The organism is Mycobacterium sp. URHB0021, assembly GCF_054057895.1.
In genome coordinates, this window is record NZ_JBSRZT010000002.1 from 5,384,495 (window position 1) to 5,406,949 (window position 22,455).

The 22,455-nt window shown below is 67.7% G+C and carries 19 protein-coding genes; 1 reads left to right on the forward strand and 18 read right to left on the reverse strand.

Annotation, left to right across the window (positions count from 1 at the left end; genetic code table 11):
* Nucleotides 1-60: 60 nt before the first annotated feature.
* From ACVWWN_RS28960 to ftsY, 4 genes are all read right to left on the reverse strand, one after another.
* Nucleotides 61-2,535 carry a [protein-PII] uridylyltransferase gene (locus ACVWWN_RS28960; protein WP_457146936.1) on the reverse strand — a complete coding sequence of 825 codons (2,475 nt, stop codon included), beginning with the start codon at nt 2,533-2,535 and terminating at the stop codon, nt 61-63.
* 78 nt (nt 2,536-2,613) lie between these two features.
* Nucleotides 2,614-2,952, reverse strand: a complete 339-nt coding sequence (locus ACVWWN_RS28965; protein WP_003881099.1) for a P-II family nitrogen regulator — start codon at nt 2,950-2,952, stop codon at nt 2,614-2,616.
* 5 nt (nt 2,953-2,957) lie between these two features.
* The gene (locus tag ACVWWN_RS28970; RefSeq protein ID WP_457146937.1) at nt 2,958-4,334 is read right to left on the reverse strand and encodes an ammonium transporter; all 1,377 of its coding nucleotides are present in this window, start codon (nt 4,332-4,334) and stop codon (nt 2,958-2,960) included.
* A 174-nt stretch (nt 4,335-4,508) separates the two neighbouring features.
* Nucleotides 4,509-5,957, reverse strand: coding sequence for a signal recognition particle-docking protein FtsY (gene ftsY, locus ACVWWN_RS28975; RefSeq protein ID WP_457146938.1), 1,449 nt, complete (start codon nt 5,955-5,957; stop codon nt 4,509-4,511).
* A gap of 28 nt (nt 5,958-5,985) precedes the next feature.
* Here ftsY and fni point away from each other — a divergent pair, with 28 nt between their 5' ends.
* Nucleotides 5,986-7,026 carry a type 2 isopentenyl-diphosphate Delta-isomerase gene (fni, locus tag ACVWWN_RS28980; RefSeq protein ID WP_457146939.1) on the forward strand — a complete coding sequence of 347 codons (1,041 nt, stop codon included), beginning with the start codon at nt 5,986-5,988 and terminating at the stop codon, nt 7,024-7,026.
* Here fni and smc read toward each other — a convergent pair.
* The 14 genes from smc to ACVWWN_RS29050 all read right to left on the reverse strand — a co-directional run bounded on the left by smc (nt 7,023) and on the right by ACVWWN_RS29050 (nt 22,282).
* Nucleotides 7,023-10,610: a chromosome segregation protein SMC gene (gene smc / locus ACVWWN_RS28985; protein ID WP_457146940.1), complete on the reverse strand. Its 3,588-nt coding sequence runs from the start codon at nt 10,608-10,610 to the stop codon at nt 7,023-7,025. The genes fni and smc overlap by 4 nt on opposite strands.
* 26 nt (nt 10,611-10,636) lie before the next feature.
* On the reverse strand, nt 10,637-10,921 hold the full coding sequence (locus ACVWWN_RS28990; RefSeq protein ID WP_457146941.1) for an acylphosphatase: 285 nt from the start codon (nt 10,919-10,921) through the stop codon (nt 10,637-10,639).
* Complete coding sequence (locus ACVWWN_RS28995; RefSeq protein ID WP_457146942.1) at nt 10,905-11,321, reverse strand: OsmC family protein; 417 nt, start codon at nt 11,319-11,321, stop codon at nt 10,905-10,907. The genes ACVWWN_RS28990 and ACVWWN_RS28995 overlap by 17 nt, the downstream gene beginning before the upstream one ends.
* 83 nt (nt 11,322-11,404) lie before the next feature.
* Nucleotides 11,405-12,262: a DNA-formamidopyrimidine glycosylase gene (gene mutM, locus ACVWWN_RS29000; RefSeq protein ID WP_457146943.1), complete on the reverse strand. Its 858-nt coding sequence runs from the start codon at nt 12,260-12,262 to the stop codon at nt 11,405-11,407.
* On the reverse strand, nt 12,255-12,956 hold the full coding sequence (gene rnc, locus ACVWWN_RS29005; protein ID WP_457146944.1) for a ribonuclease III: 702 nt from the start codon (nt 12,954-12,956) through the stop codon (nt 12,255-12,257). The genes mutM and rnc overlap by 8 nt, the downstream gene beginning before the upstream one ends.
* Nucleotides 12,953-13,537 (reverse strand): YceD family protein, encoded by a 585-nt coding sequence (locus ACVWWN_RS29010; RefSeq protein ID WP_457146945.1) that lies wholly within the window; start codon nt 13,535-13,537, stop codon nt 12,953-12,955. Before ACVWWN_RS29010 ends, rnc begins: the two co-directional genes overlap by 4 nt.
* Before the next feature lie 56 nt (nt 13,538-13,593).
* Nucleotides 13,594-14,331: a cell division protein SepIVA gene (gene sepIVA / locus ACVWWN_RS29015; RefSeq protein ID WP_457149319.1), complete on the reverse strand. Its 738-nt coding sequence runs from the start codon at nt 14,329-14,331 to the stop codon at nt 13,594-13,596.
* Nucleotides 14,332-14,573: 242 nt separating this feature from the next.
* A complete protein-coding gene (locus ACVWWN_RS29020; protein WP_457146946.1) occupies nt 14,574-15,137 on the reverse strand; it encodes a hemerythrin domain-containing protein in 564 nt (187 codons plus the stop codon).
* An 84-nt stretch (nt 15,138-15,221) separates the two neighbouring features.
* Nucleotides 15,222-15,698, reverse strand: coding sequence for a pantetheine-phosphate adenylyltransferase (gene coaD / locus ACVWWN_RS29025; protein ID WP_457146947.1), 477 nt, complete (start codon nt 15,696-15,698; stop codon nt 15,222-15,224).
* Nucleotides 15,699-15,720: 22 nt separating this feature from the next.
* Nucleotides 15,721-16,287 (reverse strand): 16S rRNA (guanine(966)-N(2))-methyltransferase RsmD, encoded by a 567-nt coding sequence (gene rsmD / locus ACVWWN_RS29030; RefSeq protein ID WP_457149320.1) that lies wholly within the window; start codon nt 16,285-16,287, stop codon nt 15,721-15,723.
* Complete coding sequence (locus ACVWWN_RS29035) at nt 16,284-19,664, reverse strand: pyruvate carboxylase (RefSeq protein WP_457149321.1); 3,381 nt, start codon at nt 19,662-19,664, stop codon at nt 16,284-16,286. Before ACVWWN_RS29035 ends, rsmD begins: the two co-directional genes overlap by 4 nt.
* A 41-nt stretch (nt 19,665-19,705) precedes the next feature.
* Nucleotides 19,706-20,338: a vitamin K epoxide reductase family protein gene (locus tag ACVWWN_RS29040; protein WP_457146948.1), complete on the reverse strand. Its 633-nt coding sequence runs from the start codon at nt 20,336-20,338 to the stop codon at nt 19,706-19,708.
* Nucleotides 20,335-21,111 carry a DsbA family protein gene (locus ACVWWN_RS29045; protein ID WP_457146949.1) on the reverse strand — a complete coding sequence of 259 codons (777 nt, stop codon included), beginning with the start codon at nt 21,109-21,111 and terminating at the stop codon, nt 20,335-20,337. Before ACVWWN_RS29045 ends, ACVWWN_RS29040 begins: the two co-directional genes overlap by 4 nt.
* A gap of 34 nt (nt 21,112-21,145) precedes the next feature.
* Entirely contained in the window at nt 21,146-22,282 is a 1,137-nt protein-coding gene (locus ACVWWN_RS29050; RefSeq protein ID WP_457146950.1) for an alpha/beta hydrolase, read from the reverse strand.
* Between the last annotated feature and the right edge of the window lie 173 nt (nt 22,283-22,455).

The following is a 22,455-nucleotide window of genomic DNA, read 5'->3' on the forward strand; positions in this document are numbered from 1 at the left end:
CTACTTCCCTGAGTGTCTGCGCTCTCGCCCCGCACGCGGGTGGGCCCGGAACGGCCGGCCCTAACTGGCCTCGGAAACCCGCTTCGCCGGCGCCGGCGCCGGTAGCACGGCGAACAGGTCGCGCTCCAGGTCGGCGCGGACCTCGCCGGCGTCTCCGACGGTGGTGATGCCGAACACGTCGACGACCGACGACCCCAGGGTGGTGACCTTGGCCCAGGCGATGTCCACGCCGTCGCGTTCGAACACCGCCGTCAGCCGGGCCAGCAGGCCGGCCCGGTCGGTGGCGCGGATCTGCACGATCAGCTCGCCCGGCGCCGCGCCGTCCGACCACAGGATCCGCGGCGGTGCCGGGGCATGGTTGATCGGCACCCCGGCCGGCGTCTCACCCGCGCGTCCGGTGCCGTATTGGGCGGCGTCGCGGTCGCGGCGATCCAGCGACGCCAGCACGTCGGGTTCCCCCTCCAGGGCGAGGATGAACTGCTGCCGCAGCAGTTCGGCGGCGGGCGGGGACCCGAAGTGTGGCGATACCACGAAGGTGGTGATGGCCGACCCGTCGTGCCCGTTCACGGATGCCGAGTGCACGCGCAGGGAGTTCAGCGCGAGCACCCCGGCGGCTTTCGACAGCAATCCGCGGCGGTCGGGCGCGATCATCGTGACGTTGTAGATGTGCGGACTGCCCCCCGGCGTCAGCTCGACGTGCACGCCGTCGGAGGCGAGCGACAGGAAACGCGGATCGATGGGATCGGGTTGCGGAAGCGGTTCGCCCGCCATCACCAGACGGCAGCGGCGGACCAGGTCGCCGATCAGCGACGCCTTCCAGTCCCCCCACACGCCCGGGCCGGTAGCCAGCGAATCGGCCTCGGCCAGCACTGCCAACAGCTCGAGCAGGACCCAGTCCCCGCCCAACGTGTCGACGACCTCGGCGATGGTCTTCGGGTCCTGCAGATCACGACGGGTCGCGGTGTGCGGCAGCAGCAGGTGGTGGCGGACCATCGTGGAGAGCAGCTCGACGTCGGAGGGCCACAGCCCCAGCCGCGTGCCGATCTGCGTGGCCAACTCCGCGCCGATGATGCTGTGGTCGCCGCCGCGGCCCTTGCCGATGTCGTGCACCAGTCCGCCGAGCACCAGCAGGTCGGGCCGGGACACCCGGGTAGTGAAAGCGCTTGCCCGCGAAACGGTTTCGACGAGGTGGCGATCCACCGTCCAGATGTGCACGACGTCGCGCGGGGGCAGGTCGCGGACCGCGCCCCACTCGGGGAACAACCGGCCCCACAGTCCGGTGCGGTCGAGCGCCTCGATGGTCGAGGTCGCCGGTGGTCCGGCCGCCAGCAGCACCAGCAGATCCTTGAGGGCCTGCCGCGGCCAGGGCATCCGCAGCTCCGGTGCGGTCTCGGACAGGCGGGCGAGCGTGGAGGCAGCCATGGGCAGACCGGTGGTGGCCGACGCGGCCGCGACACGCAGGATCAGGCCGGGGTCGCGCTCGGGCCGGGCATCACGCGCCAGGATCACCTCACCGGCGAATTCGATGACGCCCTCGTCGACTGGACGGCGCACGGGCCGGCGGAAGGCGGCCAGGCCGCGCCGCGGCAGCGCATTCGCGGCGGTGCGCAGCCCGGCGTCGACGTAGAAACTGATGGTCCGCGCGGCGTCCGAGATCACGCGTGCCAAGTCGAATCGGTCGCCGATGCGCAGGGCGGCACCGATCTCGTCGGCGTGTTGGGCGAGCAATAGTTCGCGGCCGCGGCCGGATACCCGGTGCAGTTCGGTGCGGACGTCGAGCAGCGCCAGGTGCGCCTCGCCCAGGGTGGCGATCGGTGAGGCCAACGAGCGGCTCGGGTAGACGTCGGCCAGTTGCGCGATCGCCAGCGCGTTGAGCAGCTGGATGTCGCGGAGTCCACCGCGGCCGCCCTTGAGATCAGGCTCGGCGCGGTGCGCGATCTGGCCGCTGCGCTGCCACCGTGCCTCGGTGTGCGCGACGAGTTCGTCGAAACGAGAGGCGATCCCGGTGCGCCATTGCCGACGAGCGCCGCCGACCAGCAGGGTCGACAGATCGGAGTCGCCCGCGATGTGCCGCGCCTCCAGCATGGCCAGTCCCGCGGAGATGTCCTCACCGGCGACCGTGATTGCCTCCGGCACCGTACGCACGCTGTGGTCGATCCGAATGTTGGCGTCCCACAACGGATACCACAACAACTCGGCGACCTGACTCACCGCGTCACCGGGCATGTTGTCGTGTAGCAGCATCAGGTCGAGATCCGAATACGGCAACAGCTCGCCACGTCCCAGCCCGCCGGTGGCGACAATCGCGAAGCCGCTGGTGGGCGTGATGCCGATCTCGGTGGCCTTGGTAGTGAGCCAGAACTCGTGCAGGTCCAGTAACGCATCTCGCAGTGCGGCCGAATCCAGCTGACGCGAACCACCCTTGAGCAGCTGTCCGGCCGCGGCCGCCAGATCGGTGGCCGGACGCGACAAGCCCGCCGCCGGCCCCTCCCAACGAGGGGCCCCGGAGGCGGGATCTGGTCTCTGCTTTGCCATTTCGTGTCCTCCCCCGGCCTGACTATCAGCGCTCACACGGTGCATTGCCGGGAGACGGCGTCTCAACTGACGGATGGCTCAAAGGGCGTCGGCACCCCGCTCGCCGGTGCGCACCCGGACCACGGTGTCGACCGGGCTCACCCAGACCTTGCCGTCACCGATCTTGCCGGTGCGTGCGGCCTGGACGATGACATCCACCACCTTGTCGACGGCGGAGTCGTCGACCACGACCTCGACGCGGACCTTCGGCACGAAATCGACCGAATACTCCGCGCCGCGATACACCTCGGTGTGGCCCTTTTGGCGTCCGTAGCCCTGCACTTCGCTGACGGTCATTCCGAGAATTCCCGTCTGCTCAAGGCCGGTCTTGACGTCCTCGAGCGTGAACGGCTTGACGATCGCAGTGATCAGCTTCATTTCCCTCATTCCTCCGAGCTGCGGCCGAGAACCGAGCTGCTTCCGACAGTTGCGAAGTCGTAGCCGGTTTCGGCATGCTCTGCCTCGTCGATGCCGTCGGCCTCGTCTTCTTCACCCAGGCGCAGGCCGATGGTGAACTTCAGGATGTACGCCAAGATAGTCGTAACGATGAACGAGTACGCAAGAACTGCGAACGCGCCCACCGCCTGGCGCCACAGTTGATCGAATCCACCGCCGTAGAAGAGGCCCTTGACGGCAGCGGGCGCCTCCGGAGTGGCGAGGAAGCCGATCAGCAGGGTGCCGGTGAGACCACCGACCATGTGAACCCCGACCACGTCGAGTGCATCGTCGAAGCCGAATTTGAATTTCAGCCCGACCGCCAGCGCACAGATCGCGCCGCCGAGGAATCCGACGACGAGCGCGCCGAACACGTTGACCGATGAACAGGAAGGCGTGATCGCGACCAGGCCGGCGACAATGCCCGAGGCCGCGCCCAGGGTGGTTGGGTGACCGTCACGGATCTTCTCGACGAGAAGCCAGGCGAGCATGGCGGTTCCGGTCGCCACGGTGGTGGTCACGAACGTCGTCGCGGCGATACCACCCGAGCTCAGGGCCGAACCGGCGTTGAACCCATACCAGCCGAACCACAGCAGACCGGCACCCAGCATCACGAACGGTAAGTTGTGCGGCCGCATCGGAGAGGTGGGCCAACCCTTACGCCGACCGAGCACGAGGCACAACGCCAGACCCGCGGCGCCAGAGTTGATATGGACCGCCGTACCACCGGCGAAGTCGATCGCCTTGAGCTTGTTGGCGATCCAGCCACCGGTCTCGGCGGTGAACCCATCGAACGCGAAGACCCAGTGCGCAACCGGGAAGTAGACGAACGTCGCCCACAAGCCCGCGAAGACCAACCAGGAGCCGAACTTGAGCCGATCGGCGACGGCGCCGGAGACCAGCGCGACGGTGATGATCGCGAACATCAACTGGAACATCACGAACACGAGCTGCGGGATCGTCCCGGCGAGTGGAATGTTGACGGCGTCTGCGGCCTCGACTCCGGCCGACGGATCGGCGACAACCGCCGCTGAGGCATTGCCGGCAATGAGGCCTTTGAGGCCGAAGTACTGCGCCGGGTTACCGAACAGATTGCCAACGTCGTTGCCGAATGCCATCGAGTAGCCGTACAGCACCCACAGCACCGTCACGACACCCATCGCGCTGATGCTCATCATGATCATGTTGAGGACGCCCTTGGCGCGCACCATGCCGCCGTAGAAGAACGCCAGACCTGGCGTCATCAGCAGCACGAGCGCTGATGACGCCAGCATCCATGCCGTATCCCCGGTGTCGGGGATGCCCATTATCGGGAATCCGTCCACTCGCCGTTTCCTCCTTCGACAAGGCAGGGCCGCAAAGGTTTTGCGACCGTTGGCCTGGTCCAAGACAATGCTGAGTGGTTGTTTCGGCTACGACGCTACTGCGTTTCGCTCGTGTGAACGGATGCGCCGCTTACGTTTCGCAGGTGTTACATCGTGCGTTTTGACGAGCTCTCCTCAGCCGAGAAGGGCGTCGACGAACGCTCCGGGCTCGAACGGAGCGAGGTCGTCCGGACCTTCGCCGAGGCCGACGAGTTTGACCGGAACACCCAATTCCTGCTGTACGCGGAAGACGATTCCGCCCTTTGCGGTGCCGTCGAGTTTGGTCAGCACGACACCGGTGATGTCCACGACTTCGGCAAACACCCGGGCCTGCGGGAGGCTGTTCTGCCCGATCGTCGCATCCAGCACCAGGAGCACCTCGTCGACGGCGGCACGCCGGCTGACGACGCGCTTGACCTTGCCGAGCTCGTCCATCAGGCCGGTCTTGGTGTGCAGCCGACCCGCGGTGTCGATCACGACGACGTCGGCACCGTGCTCGATGCCGGTGTCGACGGCGTCGAAGGCCACCGATGCCGGGTCGGCTCCCTCGGCACCGCGCACGACCTCCGCACCTGCCCGAGACGCCCACGACTGCAATTGGTCGGCCGCGGCCGCGCGGAATGTGTCGGCGGCGCCGAGCACGACCCGGCGACCGTCGGCGACCAGTACCCGCGCCAGCTTGCCCACCGTCGTCGTCTTGCCGGTTCCGTTGACGCCGACCACCAGGAGGACCGACGGCTTGTCATCGTGCGGCAGCGCCTTGATCGAGCGGTCGAGAGCGGGCTGCAGCTCGGCGACGAGCACCTCGCGCAGCACCGCGCGCGCATCCGCCTCGGTCCGCACCCGGCTGCTGGCCATCCGCGACCGCAGGGCGGTCACCACCGATTCCGTGGCGACAGGGCCGAGATCGGAGATCAGCAGCGTGTCCTCGACCTCCTCCCACGACGCCTCGTCGAGGTCGCCGCCGCCGAGCAGGCCCAGCATGCTGCGGCCCAGGGTGTTCTGCGACTTGGCGAGCCGCCCGCGCAGCCGGTCCAGCCGGCCCTCCGTGGGTGCGATCTCCTCGACCGCCACCGGCGTCTCTTCCTCGACCGGCGCCATCTCGGGTGGCGGGGCGGGGGGCACTACCTCATGCGGCGGCGCTACCTCAGGCGGCGGCGCCGGCGGCGCTACGGGTGGCGGCGGCGCGGGCGGCGCTACGGGTGGCGGCGGCGCGGGCGGCACTACGGGTGGCGGCGCCGTCTCGGGGAGCGTCGGCCCGGCCTCCCGGACCGGCGTATCCGGCAGCTGCACGTCAGCAATGGGCCGTTTCGGCGCGTCGCGCGGAATGGTGGCGTCATCGCCGACGGCAGGCAGCCCGCTGGTGTCGATGCGTTCGACCGGCTCGGCAGGCGCCGACTTGCTGAACGTGATGCCTGATGAGGTGGTATATCCACCGGATCGGTCGATCGGCGTGGCAGTGTCTGTAGAGGACAGCCTGATCTGTCGGCGCCGGTATCGCACCAGTCCGACGACCAGGGCGACCACCAGCAGAATGGCGATGACCGCTATTGCGATCCACAGCTCTATCCCGGTCCCTGTCACGAGGCCATTGTGTCAGGGTGACTAGCCGGTGACGCTCGACCCCGGCGCCTCCGCTACGAAGCTCGGCAGCCGCAAACGGCGCCACATCGACGTGTGCCTGACCGAAGCCGTCGAATACCAGACGGTGACCACCGGCCTGGAGCGCTACCGGCTGCCCTATAACGCGCTCACCCAGACCAATCTCGACGACGTCGAGCTGGGCACCGAGTTCCTCGGTGTGCGGTTGCGGGCACCCGTGTTGATCGGATCGATGACCGGCGGCGCCGAACTGTCGGCCACCATCAATCGCAACCTGGCGACCGCGGCCCAGGAACTGGGGATCGGCATGATGCTGGGCTCGCAGCGCATCATGCTCGACAACGCGGCGGCATCGACGAGTTTCCGGGTCCGGGACCTGGCTCCCGACGCACTGCTGATCGGCAATATCGGACTGGCTCAGCTCAGCGAATCGATCGTGCCGGCGCTCGCCGGGGTGCTCGACGATGTTGGTGCCAATGCGCTTGCGGTGCACACAAATCCACTTCAGGAGGCGATGCAACACGAGGGTGACACCGATTTCTCGGGATCGGTTGCCAGGCTGCGCGAGATCGCCGGATCGATCGGCTATCCGGTGATGCTCAAAGAGGTCGGCCACGGCATAGGTGCGGCCGCGGCGGCCCAACTCGTGGACCTGCCGATCGCCGCGGTCGATGTCGCCGGAGCGGGCGGCACGTCGTGGGCGCGGGTGGAACAATTCGTCCGCTACGGCGAGGTGCGCTATCCGGCGCTCGCCGAGTGGGGCATCCCGACTGCCCAGGCGCTGCAGGAGGTCCGGCGGGCATTGCCCCACATCCCGCTCGTCGCCTCCGGCGGAATTCGCACCGGCATGGACGCCGCCAAGGCGCTGGCGATGGGCGCCGACGCGGTCGCGGTCGCCAAGCCGCTGCTCGCCCCGGCCATCGAATCCCCCGCCGCGGTGGTGGACTGGCTGCAACGTTTCGTCGACGAGCTGCTGATCTGCCTGCACGGCTGCGGCGCGTCGAACCTGGTGGAGTTGCGCCGAGGAGCCGTCAGCCGCGTCGAGGGCTAGTTGGTGCTGGCGACCAGTTCCTGGCCGCGCATGCGCTGCGAGATCACCGCGGTGATGCCGTCGTCGCGCATGGTGACGCCGTACAGCGCGTCGGCGACCTCCATCGTCGGCTTCTGGTGGGTGATCACGATCAGCTGCGAGCGCTCACGAAGCTGCTCGAACAGACTGATGAGCCGGCGCAGGTTCACGTCGTCGAGCGCCGCCTCCACCTCGTCCATCACATAGAAAGGCGACGGCCTGGCCCGGAAGATCGCCACCAGCATGGCGACCGCCGTCAGCGACTTCTCGCCACCGGACAGCAGCGACAGCCGCTTGATCTTCTTACCGGGTGGACGGGCCTCGACCTCGATGCCGGTGGTCAGCATGTCGTCGGGATCGGTGAGCAGCAGCCTGCCCTCACCACCGGGGAACAAAGTCGAGAACACCTGCTGGAATTCGCGTTCCACGTCCGCGTACGCCTCGGCGAACACCAGCAGGATGCGGTCATCGACGTCGGCGATGACGTCGAGCAGATCCTTGCGGGCCGCCTTGACGTCCTCGAGCTGAGTCGACAGGAAGTTGTAACGCTCCTCCTGCGCGGCGAACTCCTCCAGTGCCAGCGGGTTGACCCGGCCGAGCTCGTTGAGCTCCCGCTCAGCCTTCTTGGCCCGGCGTTCCTGGGTCGGCCGGTCGAACGGCATCGGCGCAGGCGCGGTGACCTGCTCACCGCGTTCGCGGGCCTGCTCGTACTCGGCCATCTCCAGATCCGACGGCGGCAGTGCGACGTCGGGCCCATACTCGGCGACCAGGTCCGCGGTCGCCATCCCGAACTGCTCGAGTACCTGCTGTTCGAGTTGCTCGATACGCAGTGCCGCTTGGGCTTTCGCGACTTCGTCTCGGTGCAGCGCGTCGGTCAGCGAGGCGATCTTGGCGCCGAGCACGTTGACCTCTTCGCGGGCGTGCGCCAGTGCGGCGGCCCGCTGCTGACGTTCCGTGGCGACCTGATCGCGGATGCGTGATGCCACCGACACCACGGCGCCCAGTCGCTGGGCGACCACGCGGCCCGATTCCGCAACCGCGGCGGCCACGGCGGCGGCGTGTACGCGTGCCTCACGGGCCCGCTGCGCCCGCACTCGCGCCTCCCGCTCGGCGGCGGCGGCGCGACGCAGTGAATCCGCCCGTCCCCGAACGGCGTTCGCGCGCTCCTCGGCAGTACGTACGGTCAGCCGCGCCTCCACCTCGGCGGTGCGGGCCTCCTCGGCGGCGGCCATCGACTCCTGACGGTCGACGGGTTCGGACTCGAACGTCGGCTCCTGCTGGGCATTGTGCAGGCGCTGTTCGAGTTCGGCGAGTTCCTCGACTGTCCGGGTGCGGCCCGCCTCGAGTTCGTTGCGCTGCTGGATGAGCCGCTGCCACTCGTCGTCGGCGGCGCGGGCGTCCTGGCCGAGCCGACCGAGTTGTTCGTAGATCGCCGATATCGCGGCGTCGGATTCGTTGAGCGCGGCCAGGGCCTGCTCGGCCGAGTCCTGGCGGGACGCCTGCTCGGCAAGCGCGCCGGACAATGCCGCAGACAGCTCGCCGACCTGCTTCTCGGCGGCGGCCAGTTCGTTGCGTGCCTTTTCCACCTCGGACGCGATCTCGAGCGTGCTGGGTTTGCGGTCCGAGCCGCCGCTGACCCAGCCCGCGCCGACCAGATCTCCGTCGGTCGTGACGGCACGCAGCTGGGGCCGGGTCGCCACCAGGTCGAGCGCCGCGGTCAGATCAGCGACGACGGCGACACCGGACAACATCGCCGTGATCGCGCCCTGCAACCGCGGTGGAGTGTCCACCAGATCGATCGCCCACACCGCGCCGGCCGGTGGCGGCGCCGCGGGAACGGTGGACGCCGCAGGCCAGTCGCCGAGCACGATCGCGGCGCGCCCACCGTCGGACTCCTTGAGCGCGGCCACCGCGGACCGGGCGGCTCCGAAACTCTCGGCGGCAACGGCGTCGGCGGCCGCGCCGAGAACCGCCGCCACCGCCGCCTCGTAACCCGGGCGGACCTTCAGCAGGTTGGCGATCGACCCGAAAAGCCCTGCTCCGCTGAGATTGTTCTGCAACCAGGCGGCACCGTCCTTGCGGTCGAGGCCGACCGAGAGCGCCTCGATGCGCGCCAGCAGCGAAGCCACCTGACGTTCGGCGCCGCGTTCGCCGGCCTGCAATTCGGCGACGCGCTCGTCGGCGAGCCGCAGCGCGGTGACGGTGCGGTCATGGTGGTCGTCCAGCCCGACCTCGCCGGCGTCGAGCTCACTGACCCGGCTCTGCACGGTCTCGAACTCGGCCTGCGTCTGCTGCGCGCGGGTGGCCGCCTCGTCGATGCCCGCGGACAGCCGGGCGACGGATTCGTCGATCGATTCCACGCGGGTGCGCATGGTGTCGACCTGGCCGGCCAGCCGCGCCAGTCCCTCGCGCCGGTCGGCTTCGGCGCGCACGGCGGCGAGGTGCGCGCGTTCGGCCTCGGCTGCGACGCGCTCGCATTCGGTGAGCTCGGCGCGGGTGGCCTCGAGCCGGGTGCGGGATTCGGTCAGCTCGTCCAGCAGCTGCCGTTCTTCCTCGGCCACCTCCTCGGCCTGTGCTTCGAGGGCGTCGGGGTCCGGGCCGCCGGACACCTCCGGCTCCGCGTCCAGGTGCTGTGCCCGCTCGCTGGCGATGCGGACGGTCGCGCTCACCCGTTCGGCCAGCGCCGAGAGCCGGAACCAGCTCTGTTGGGCGACGTCGGCGCGCTGGCTCAGCGCCTCCACGGCCGCCTCGTGGGCCTGCAGCTCGACGGTCTTGGTCTCCAGCCCGGTGGCCAGCTCGTCGTGTTCTCGACGCAGACTGGTCTCGGCCTGGTCGGTGTTGTCGAACTCGGCCTTGCGGGTGACGAGGTCGTGGGCGGCCAGGCGCAGCCGGGCATCGCGCAGATCGGCCTGGATGGTCTGGGCGCGCCGGGCCATCTCGGCCTGCCTGCCGAGCGGTTTGAGCTGCCGGCGAAGTTCGGTCGTCAGATCCGTCAGTCGCGCGAGGTTGGCCGACATCGAATCGAGTTTGCGGACGGCCTTTTCCTTGCGCTTGCGGTGCTTGAGCACCCCGGCGGCCTCTTCGATGAAGGCCCGCCGATCCTCCGGACGCGATTCCAGGATCTCGGAGAGCTTGCCCTGACCCACGATCACATGCATCTCGCGGCCGATGCCCGAGTCGGACAGCAGTTCCTGGACATCCATCAATCGGCAACTGGTGCCGTTGATTTCGTATTCGCTGCCTCCGTCGCGGAACATCCGGCGGGTGATCGACACCTCGGAGTACTCGATCGGAAGCGAATTGTCGGAGTTGTCGATCGTGACGGTAACCTCGGCGCGGCCCAGCGGCGCGCGCGAGGACGTCCCGGCGAAGATGACGTCCTCCATCTTGCCGCCGCGAAGGGTCTTGGCCCCCTGTTCACCCATCACCCAGGTCAGCGCGTCGACCACATTCGACTTACCCGACCCGTTCGGCCCGACGACGCATGTGATCCCCGGCTCGAAACGCAGAGTCGTGGGGGAAGCAAAGGACTTGAAGCCCTTCAGCGTCAAGCTCTTGAGGTGCACGACGTGCCACACTACCGCCGGTCGGGCTACCGCTCGGTGAACCCCGCTAGCGAGTCGCCGGCTTCTGACCAATCGGCGACGACCTTGGCGACATTGCCCGGCGTCTTTCCGCTTTCAAGCAGTTCAAGGAGCTTTTGGCAGGCGTTTCGCGGGCCCTGCGCGACGACCTGCACGCGGCCGTCGGGCCGGTTCGAGGCGTAGCCGGTCAATCCGAGTTCCAGTGCCCGGGACCGCGTCCACCAGCGGAAGCCGACCCCCTGAACGTAGCCGTGCACCCATGCTGTCAGACGTACCTCAGCTAACTCCTGCATCACTGACCTCAAACGTCACTTTTGTCCCGGATTTGAGCGTCCGGCCGACGGTGCAGACCTGATCGATCGCCCGCGCCACGACGGTGAGTACCCGCGCCACCTCATCTTCGGACAGCCCGGACAGGTCGAGTTCCATGTGTTCCTCGAGCAGCGGGTAGCGCTCCTGGTCGCGATCGGCAGGTCCGGACACCTGGATCGTGGTGGTGTAGTCGTCGCCGAGGCGCCGGCGCAGTGGAGCGTCGCTACTCATCCCGCTACAGGCGGCGAGCGCGATCTTCATCAGCTCGCCGGGTGTGAAGACGCCTTCGACGTCCTCCGAGCCGACCAGCACCTCCGCGCCGCGCGAGCTTCGCCCGGCGTACCGACGCACACCGGTGCGCTCCACCCACAGTTCCGTCATGGCTCTTTTCTACCTTTCGCCGAAACACAATTCCTCGTCGTCAACAGCGCGTAGCTGCAGCCCCGCATTCCTTCTCGGCGCAGTCAGGGGCGACGGGCGCGGGGGCGCGGCTGGCATTTGGGGCAGTGGTACGAGGAGCGGTTCATGAACTTCTCCCGCCGCATCACCGCACCGCAGCGGCGGCAGGGCTCGCCTTCGCGTCCGTACGCGTCCAGAGAACGCTCGAAGTAGCCCGACTCGCCGTTGACGTTGACATACAGCGAGTCGAACGATGTGCCGCCCTGCCCGAGCGCTTCGGTCATCACCTCGGCGGCGGCATCGAGCAGTTCCCCGAGTTGCTTGCGGGTCAACGACGAGGCGAGCCTGCCGCCGTTGATCTTGGCCCGCCACAGTGCCTCGTCGGCGTAGATATTGCCGATACCCGACACCACGGTCTGGTCGAGCAACTGACGCTTGATCTCGGAATGCTTGCGCCGCAACACCGTAACGACACCATCGCGGTTGAACCGCGAATCCAGCGGGTCGCGGGCGACGTGCGCGACCGGCACCGGGACATCGGTGCCGTCGACGGTGACCATGTCGGCGAGCATCCAGCCGCCGAACGTGCGCTGGTCGACGAAGCTCAGCGTGGTGCCGTCGTCGAGCAGGGCCGCGATCCGCAGGTGCCCCTCGTTGTGGACCGGCCCGAGGAGCATCTGCCCGCTCATCCCCAGATGCACCACCAGCGCCGATCCGTCGTCGAGCGTCAGCCAGAGGTACTTGCCGCGGCGCCCGGTACCGGTGATGCGGGTGTCCAGCAGCCGGGCCGTCAGGTCGGCCGGACCCGCCTCGTGACGGCGGACCGACCGCGGATGATTCACCCGCACGGCGGTGATCGTCTTGTCCGCGATGTGCGCCTGCAGCCCCCGCCGAACGACCTCTACTTCGGGAAGCTCAGGCATCTACACCAGGAGCGAGCGTGTTCCACGCCGCCGCCGCGGCCTTGAGTTCGGCCTCTTTCTTGGTGCGGCCGACGCCCTTGCCGTACTCGGTTTCGGTGATGACGACGGTCGCCGTGAATTCCTTGTCGTGGTCAGGACCGGTGGACGTGACCAGATAGGACGGCGCGCCCATTCCCCGCGATGCGGACAGTTCCTGCAGGCTGCTCTTCCAGTCCAGACCCGCTCCGAGCGTCGGCGCGGTGTCCATCAGGGACCCGAACAACCGCAGGATCACTTCACGCGCCACCGCGATTCCGTGCTCCAAATAGATTGCTCCGAGCAGAGATTCGACTCCGTCGGCGAGGATGCTCGACTTGTCGGCGCCACCCGAATTCTCCTCGCCCTTACCCAGCAGCAGATACGAGCCGAGACCGGCATCGGAGAGATGGCGTCCGACATCGGCCAGCGCGTGGGTGTTGACGATGCTGGCCCGCAACTTGGCCAGGTCGCCCTCGGAGCGGTCCGGATGGCGGTGATACAGCTCCTCGGTCACGGTCAGCCCGAGCACGGCGTCGCCAAGGAACTCCAGCCGCTCGTTGGTGGGCAGGCCGCCGTTCTCGTACGAGAAGCTGCGGTGGGTCAGCGCCATGGTGAGTAGCTCGGCGGACAGTTCGACACCCAGCGCCTTGAGGAGCTCCGCGCGGTCGGCGCTCACTTGTCATCCCGATCCAGCATCGTGGACAGCTTCGCCCAGCGCGGATCGATCTGCTCGTGGTGGTGTCCCGGCTCGGCGGTGGCCAGCGCGACGCCGCATTGCGGGCACAGCCCGACGCAATCCGGTCCGCACAGCGGCGCAAACGGCAGCGCGAGCCCGACGGCGTCGACGATCGGCTGCTCGAGATCGACGGTGTCAGCCCCGCCTCGGGAAACCACTCGGCCCACCTCGTCGGACTCCGTCGTCTCATCGGTCGCGGAATCGGGATAAGCGAACAATTCGGTCAGATCGATCTCGACATCCCCGGTGATCGGCGTCAGGCATCGCGAGCACTCCCCCGACGTCGGCGCCGATACCGTTCCGGTCACCAGCACGCCCTCCGACACCGATTGAATCTGCAGATCCAGCTCGAGGGGCGCGCCTTCGTCGATCGCGATCAGGTCGAGCCCGATGCGCGAGGGGCTGGGCACCGTCTCGTGCACGGTCAGCATCGAACCGGGCCGTCGGCCGAGCCGGGAAACGTTGATCACGAGCGGCGATCGTGAGTCGCGGCGCGCCGCCGTCTTCGCATGCGTCGCCATGAATGCAATCCTACGGCGGCCGCTACCGCGAACGACGGCGGATTCGGCCAGCGCCGCTACCGCGCGGCGTAGTCGTGCGTGCCTGCGGCGGTGCGCAGCTGATGGCGCCCACGCCCGACCGAGCGCAATGTCCCGTTGAGGAAGTCCTCGAATTCGGCGAGCTTGCTGTCGACGTAGATGTCGCATTCGCCGCGGAGCCGATCAGCCTCGGCGTGTGCCGAGTCGATCAGTCTGGTGGCCTCCGCGGTGGCCGTCTGGACGATTTCGGTCTGCGAAACCAGCCGCTGCTGCTCCTTGATGCCTTCCTGAACCGCTTTCTCGTAGGCCAGATTTCCGTTTTCGATGAGGCGGTCGGCCTCGGTCTTGGCGCGTCCGACGGCGGCTTCGTACTCCCGCTTGGCCGTGGCCGCCAGGCGGGTCGCCTCCTCGCGGGCCTCCCCGACCATGCGCTCGCTGTGCTGGCGGGCCTCGCCGACCATCCGGTCGGCCTGTGCCTTTGCGTCGGCCAGCAGCCGGTCGGCCTCGGCACGCGAGTGGTTGATCAGCGAATCGGCTTCGGTCGTGGCCGTCGACACCATCGACTCCGAATGCTGCTTGGCGTCGCGCAGCAACGCGTCCCGGGCATCCAGCACGTCCTGGGCATCGTCGAGCTCGCCGGGTATCGCGTCCTTGATGTCGTCGATCAGTTCGAGGACATCACCGCGGGGTACGACGCAGCCCGCGGTCATCGGCACGCCGCGGGCTTCTTCCACAATCGCGCCCAGCTCGTCAAGCGCTTCAAAGACTCGGTACACGGCGACACCCTCCAGGCGTAGTTGACAGTTACCAGTGTGCCTGGTGTTACCCATGTGACTCAGCTTCCGCCACCGGTGTGTCGCCCACCGGCTGCTTTTGCCGTGCCCGCACCCCAGGCCGCAACTCTCGTGTGAATTGCTTCCTGCACATTATGTCAACACCGGATGGGGCCGAGCTTCAGCTGGGCCGGTGCTTCGGCAGGCTGTGCTTCAACGCGACGACGCTGCCCAGCGCGCCCTGACTATCGAAGCACGGCGTTGATGGCGTCGCGGGCGCGGTCGAGCATCGAGGCGAACGGCCCGACGGCGAAGTTGGCCTTCGCGGACTCGACGCCGGGATGAGGGCGCGTCGGCGCGATGGCCTCGGCGGCCTGCACCGCGGCCACCATGCGCTTCCGGTCACCGGAGTCAAGCTTGTCTTTCAACTTGCTGAACTCTTCGTTTTCCTCGCGCTCGGCGTGTTCGACGACGTCGTCGCGGAATTTCGTGAGCTCATCGAGGAACTCGTCGGAGCCGATATCCATCTTCTCCAGCTTCGACAGCTGCTCCTTGGCCTCATGTTCTTCCTTCAGCCGGGCATCGACGATGGCATCCCCGCCGTCAAGGGCCCTGGCGCGAGGATGGACCACCATCTCTTCGGCCGTCTCGTGGACGGCCAGCAGCGCGCGCAGCTCGGTGAACGCCTTCTCGCGGGCCTTCGGCTCGGAAGCGGACAGCACCTCGTCGAACATGTCCTTGATCAGGTTGTGCTGGTCCCGCAAAAACTTGACCACGTCATCGGTGGATTGAACGAATGTTTCGACCACGGCGGTACCTCGCAAATTCGGTGAAGTTTGGTTTTCGGCGCGATTGAGTGCGCCAATCCCTCGTCTACCCGTCGGTGGCGGCCGCTAATCCTTGAGCTTTGCCTGAAGCCGCACGTTGACGGCGTCGGGCAGCAATTCGTGGACGTCGCCGCCCAGCGTCGCGACTTCCTTCGCCAGCGATGACGACACGAACGAATAGCGCGGAGTGGTCGCGACGAAAAAGGTGTCCACACCGGCGATGTGTTTGTTCATCTGGGCCATCTGCAGCTCGTACTCGAAGTCGGTACCGGTGCGCAGACCCTTGACGATCGCGGTGAGTCCGCGGGACTTGGCGAAGTCGACGACCAGCCCCTGGCCGGACTCCACGCGAAGGTTGGGCAGGTGTGCCGCCGACTCCTCGATCATCGCGATGCGCTCGTCGAGGGTGAACATGCCCTGCTTGTTCGGATTGATCAGCACCGCGATGACGACCTCGTCGAACTGTGCGGCCGCCCGCTCGAAGATGTCGATATGGCCGAGTGTCACCGGGTCGAAGGACCCGGGGCATACCGCGCCGCTCATGATCGATGACGCTATCAGCAGTTCAGATCCGCTCGGCGAGCTCCAGGCGGGTGTCGCCGTAGCGCCGCCGCGGCCACGCCGTCCAGCCATCAGGCCATTTCAGTGCGGACCCCGATGCGCCTCGCTCGACGACCGCTATCGTGCCCGGCTCCGTCCAGCCGCCTTCGACGAGTGCCGCGAGGATCTCGCCGACCTCTGTTTCGCCGAGTTCGTAAGGGGGGTCGGCGAATACCAGATCGACCGGCCGATCGGCACCCGCCGCGAGCACCGCCCCTACACTCCCGCGTCGCACCGTCGCCCCGACCACCCCGAGCGACGCGATGTTCTGGGCGATCACGGCGCACGCGCGGTGGTCGGCCTCGACGAACAGTGCCGACGCCGCCCCGCGTGACAGCGCCTCCAGGCCCAGCGCACCGGAGCCGGCGTACAGGTCGAGCACCGATGCACCGGTGAACTCGATGCGCGCCGCGAGCACGTTGAACAGCGCTTCACGCACGCGGTCGGTGGTCGGCCGGGTGCCGCGTCCAGATCGATGCTGCGGCACCGTGATTCGCCGTCCGCCGAGTGTGCCGGCGACGATGCGAGTCAGCTGACCACCATGAGCAGATCGCCACCTTCGACCTGCGCGGTGGCCGAAACCGCTATGCGGTCGACCTTCCCGGCCTTCGGTGCGGTGATGGCGGCCTCCATCTTCATGGCCTCGATGGTGGCGATCGTCTGTCCGGCGGCGACCTGGTCACCGACCGAAACCCCGACGGTCACCACACCGGCGAACGGCGCGGCCACGTGGCCGGGGTTGGTCCGGTCGGCCTTCTCCGCCGCCGGGATCTCGGTGGAAATGCTGCGGTCTCGAACCACCACCGGCCGCAGTTGGCCGTTGAGAATGCACATCACCGTTCTCATACCGCGCTCGTCGGGATCCGAGATGGCCTCCAGCCCGATCAGCAACTCGACGCCACGCTCCAGCTTCACCCGATGCTCGTCGCCGTGTCGCAGCCCGTAGAAGAACTGGTTCGCCGACAGACTGGAGGTGTCGCCGTACAGCTCGCGGTGGGCCTCGTATTCCTTTGTCGGACCAGGAAAGAGCAGCCGGTTCAATGCGGCCTGGCGCTTCAGTCCTGCCAGCGCAAGCACCCCTTCGTCCTCGGGGCTGAGTCCTTGCAGGGGTTTGGCGGCGGGCCGGCCGGCAAGCGCCTTGGTGCGCAACGGCTCCGGCCAGCCGCCGGGCGGGTCCCCGAGCTCGCCGCGCAGGAAACCGATCACCGAATCAGGAATGTCGAAACGCGATGGATCCGAAGCGAATTCGTCGGCGCTGATCCCGGCGCCAACCAACGCCAGGGCCAGGTCGCCGACGACCTTGGATGACGGCGTCACCTTCACCAGGCGGCCCAATAGCCGGTCGGCCGCCGCATAGTTGGCCTCGATCTCCTCGAACCGGTCACCGAACCCGAGAGCGATCGCCTGCTGGCGCAGATTGGACAACTGGCCGCCGGGGATCTCGTGGTTGTACACCCGGCCGGTCGGGCCGGGAACCCCGGACTCGAAGGGCGCGTACACCTTTCGCAGCGCCTCCCAGTACGGCTCGAGATCGCACACCGCGGAGAGCGACAGCCCGGTGTCGTACTCGGTGTGTGCGGTGGCGGCGACGATCGAACTCAACGAGGGCTGGCTGGTGGTGCCCGCCAACGGCGCGGCCGCGCCGTCGACGGCATTCGCTCCGGCCTGCCAGGCGGCGAAGTAGGTCGCCAGCTGCCCGCCGGGAGTGTCGTGCGTGTGCACGTGCACCGGCAGGTCGAATCTGCTGCGCAGTGCGCCGACCAGTGCGGTCGCGGCCTGCGGCCGTAGCAGTCCGGCCATGTCCTTGACGGCCAGCACGTGGGCGCCGGCGTCGACGATCTGCTCGGCCAGCTTGAGGTAGTAGTCGAGCGTGTAGAGGTTCTCGTTGGGGTCGGACAGGTCGCCGGTGTAACTCATCGCGACTTCGGCGACCGCCGTGCCCGTTTCCCGCACGGCGTCGATCGCCGGCCGCATCGACTCGATGTTGTTCAGCGCGTCGAAGATGCGGTAGATATCGATCCCCGTTGCAGTGGCCTCCTGCACGAAGGCATGGGTGACCGACTCCGGATACGGCGTGTAACCCACCGTGTTGCGGCCGCGCAGCAGCATCTGTAGGCAGATGTTGGGCACTGCCTCGCGCAGCGCGGCCAGGCGCTCCCACGGGTCTTCCTTCAAGAACCGAAGCGCCACATCGTAAGTCGCGCCGCCCCAGCATTCGATGGACAGCAGCTCGGGGGTCATCCGCGCAATGTAGGGCGCCACCATCAGCAGGCCCGAGGTGCGGATGCGGGTCGCCAGCAGCGACTGGTGTGCGTCGCGGAACGTCGTCTCGGTGACACCGAGTGATTTCGATTCGCGCAACCACCGGGCGAAGCCCTCCGGGCCGACCTCGGTCAGCAGATGCTTGCTGCCCCGCGGCGGCATTGCGCCGAGGTCGATCTCGGGCAGTTTGTCGTGCGGATACACCGTCGACGGACGCGGACCGTGTGGCTGGTTGACTGTGACATCGGCCAGATAGTTGAGGATCTTGGTGCCGCGATCGGCCGGCGCCCGCGCCGTCAGCAGGTACGGACGCTCATCGATGAACGACGTATTGACCCGTCCCGCGCGGAAATCCGGGTCGTCGACCACCGCCTGCAGGAACGGGATGTTCGTCGAGACGCCGCGGACGCGGAATTCGGCGAGCGCGCGATGTGCCCTGGCTACCGCCGCCTGGAAGTCGCGGCCCCGGCAGGTGAGTTTGACCAGCATCGAGTCGAAATGCGCGCTGATCTCGGCGCCGAGCACGGTGCCGCCGTCGAGCCGGATGCCCGCGCCGCCGGGAGAACGATAGGCGGTGATGCGGCCGGTGTCGGGACGGAATCCGTTGGCGGGATCCTCGGTGGTGATGCGGCACTGCATCGCCGCCCCGCGGATCTGCAACGACTCCTGGCTCAATCCCAGATCGGCCAGTGTCTGTCCCGCCGCGATCCGCAGCTGGCTGGCCACCAGGTCGATGTCGGTGATCTCCTCGGTCACCGTGTGCTCGACCTGGATCCGCGGGTTCATCTCGATGAACACATGGTGGCCGCGCTCGTCGAGGAGGAACTCGACGGTGCCCGCGCACGAGTAGTTGATCTGCTGGGCGAAGGCCACCGCATCGGCGCAGATCTTGGCACGCAGGTCGGCGGGCAGATTGGGGGCCGGCGCCAGCTCGATCACCTTCTGGTGGCGGCGCTGCACGCTGCAGTCGCGCTCGAACAGGTGCATCACATTGCCAGCGGTGTCCGCCAGGATCTGCACCTCGATGTGGCGCGGGTTGATCACCGCCTGCTCGAGATAGACCGTCGGGTCGCCGAACGCCGACTCCGCCTCGCGGCTGGCGGCTTCGATCGCCTCTGCCAGCGCCTCGGGGCCGGTCACCCGGCGCATCCCGCGGCCGCCGCCGCCGGACACCGCCTTGACGAACAGCGGGAACTGCATGGATGTCGACGCCTCGACCAGCTCGTCGACCGAGGCCGACGGCGCGGAGGAGGCCAGCACCGGTAGGCCGGCCGAGCGCGCCGCCGCGATGGCGCGCGACTTGTTGCCGGTCAGCTCCAGCGTCTCGGCGCTGGGACCGACGAAGGTGATGCCGGCCGCCGCACAGGCGGCCGCCAGCTCGGGGTTCTCGGACAAGAAGCCATAGCCGGGATAGACGGCATCGGCGCCGGCGTGCCGCGCCGCGCGGATGATCTCGTCAACCGTCAGATAGGCGCGGACCGGATGGCCCTTCTCCCCGATCTGATAGGACTCGTCGGCCTTCAGCCGGTGCAGGGAGTTGCGGTCCTCGTACGGATACACCGCGACAGTCGCGATGCCCATCTCAAAGGCGGCACGGAAAGCCCGAATCGCTATTTCCCCGCGATTAGCGACAAGGACTTTGGAAATTCCAGGAATCACGTCCTACCCTAACCGTCGCGGACTGCTGACTAAATCAGGGTCGACCAGTAATTCCAGAAGCGCACGAGGATCAGCAGAATCAGCGCGGTGAACCACAGTGCCACCAGCGACCACCGCCAGGTGTAGAGCACCCGGGCCGCCGTGTTTCCTGCCAGCGGTCGCAGCGCGATCGAGGACACCACGACCAGCAGCGGGATGGTGACCGCCCAAACCCCCATGCAGTACGGGCACAGCGCCCCGATCCGGTACAGGCTCTGGAAGATCAGCCAGTGCACGAAACCAACGCCGAGGAGGGTTCCGGCCGCCAGGCCGCCCCAGTACCAGCGCGGCAGGGACACCTTGGCGACGGCCAGCACGCCCGTTACGACGACGAGGGTGAAGGCGACGATGCCGATCAGCGGGTTGGGGAAGCCGAAGGCCGACGCCTGCTGCGTCTGCATCACCGAACCGCACGAGAGCACCGGGTTGATGCTGCAGGACGGCACGTAATTCGGGTTGATCAGGATCTCGATCTTCTCGACCGTCAGCGTGAGGGCCGCGGCCAGGCCGACGACCCCGGCGATCAGGATCCATACCGCGCTGGCCCTGCTCACCCGGACCGCACTCGACTCCCCCGCCGCGGACTCGGTGGGTTCGACCGGGCTGTGTGCGGTGACGGTCATGATGCGGGTGCGGGTTGTGCCGGAGCGGCCGGCGGGGCCGCCCCGTCGAGACCGGGCACGTCGCCGACGATCTCCTTGACCTTCTTGACCAGGTCATCGGGAGTGGTGGCCTGCCAGTCCTGGCCGTTGATCCGGATCGTCGGCGTAGCCGTGATGCCGGACGCCGCCGCCAACCCCTGCACCATCTCGACGTAGCGGCCCTTGTTGATACAGTCCGGCACCGAACCGCCGGCGCCGGCCTGGCGCGCGATCTCGATCAGTCGGGCATTGTCCGGGAAGGACGATGCCGTCTCGCCTGGCTGCTGGGCGTACAGCGCGGCGTGGAAGCGGCGGAACGCCTCGTTGCTCTCGTCGGCCACGCAGTAGGCGGCCCCACCCGCCCGCGCCGAGTAGTTCTGATTCTGCGGCGAGTCCAGGATGCCGACCATGTAGTAATCGGCGGCCACCGCGCCGGTGTCGATGAGCTTGCTCACCGTCGGGCCGAACTGCTGCTCGAACTCGCCGCAGTGCGGGCACAGGAAATCCTCGTACATCGAGATGACGGCCTTGGGGTCCGAGCTGCCTTCCTTCTTGATGACATTGCTCGACGCCACCCGAATGGCCTTGGCTTCGCCCGACGCCGGAGTGGTCTTGCCGTTCATCACGATGTAGAGCACCAGTCCCACGGCGAAGATCACCACGACCGCGGTCAAGCCGATCTGGATCGCCAGGTTGCGCTTGCGGTCCGCTGCCTTCAGGTCGTAACGAGCCGGGCGTTTCGGTTTGGTAGCCACGCGTCAAGAGTACCGGCGGCCGATCGTCCGTCCGTCAACCGCGGGCGAGATGGCCCCGCAGCGCAGAGATCATTTCCTCGGTAGCGATCGCACTGTCTCCGCCGAGAGGAAACAAATTGACGAAGGCATGGATGAGCGACCCGAAGTGGCGGTGGTCGACCCTCACCCCCGCTTTCAGCAGGGCCGCGGCGTATGCCTTGCCCTCGTCGCGGAGCGGGTCGAATCCTCCCGTCAGCACGAGCGCAGGCGGAAGACCGCTCAGGTCGTCGGCCAGCAGCGGCGCGACCCGGTGGTCGGTGTCGTCGACGTCGGCGCCGTTGAGGTAGTGGTCCATGAACCACTCGTGGTGGCGCCTGGTCAGGAAAAACCCCTCGGCGAACAGCGTCCACGACCTGGTCTCCCCGCGTGGGTTGGCCATCGGATAGATCAGAAGCTGGAGTGCCGGCGAGGCAACGCCCCCGTCGCGGGCGAGCAGCGACACCACCGCGGCGAGATTGCCGCCTGCGCTGTCCCCACCGACGGCGACACGGTCGGGGTTGGCGCCGAGTTCGACGGCGTGCTCCAGCGCCCAGCGGTATGCCGCGAAGGCGTCCTCGGATGCGGCGGGCGCCTTGTGTTCCGGGGCCCTCCGGTAGTCCACCGACAACACATGCATGCCACCGTCGCGACAGATCAGCCGGCAGAGGTCGTCGTGTGTGTCGAGGCTGCCGATGACGAATCCACCGCCGTGAAAGAACACGAGCAGCGGTGCGTGGGACTGCGCGGTGCGGTAATGGCGCACCCTGATCGGGCCCGCCGGGCCGGGAATCGACAGGTTGCTCACCGACTGGACCAGGATGTCCTGCCTGAACCCGCTGGCGGTGATCTCCACTTGGTTCCGGGCGATGGCGACGTCCGGGCTCGAGACGAGGCCGTCGAGGCCTGCCGCGCGCTGCGCGGCGAGAAACAACTGCATCGTGGTGTCCAGCGTGTTGCCGTCGATGGTGATCGAACGGCGGCCCAACAAAAGGCGTTTCACGGGGTCCGGGATCCGTGGAAAGGAACGCAGAGTCACCTTGGAAGCGGTGTTGACGAATGCCTCTCTGCGGCTGATCCGAACCGTTGACGCCGGGTGCGCCGGGCCCTTCGGCGGGTCGGCGGGTGGCGGTTGTATTGGCAGGTTTTGATCCATGGCGGCTCCCTCGATCACAGTGAATGACGAATTCGAGGGTGCGCGAATGCTACCTCGACCTCTGTCTCATTCGTTGGCCTCTGCCGGAGACGACCGCCGACATCGACATATTTGAGGCCTTCGCGCACATCCGACCCCTGCGGTGACCGGCGACGCCGACAACGCAGAGAAAA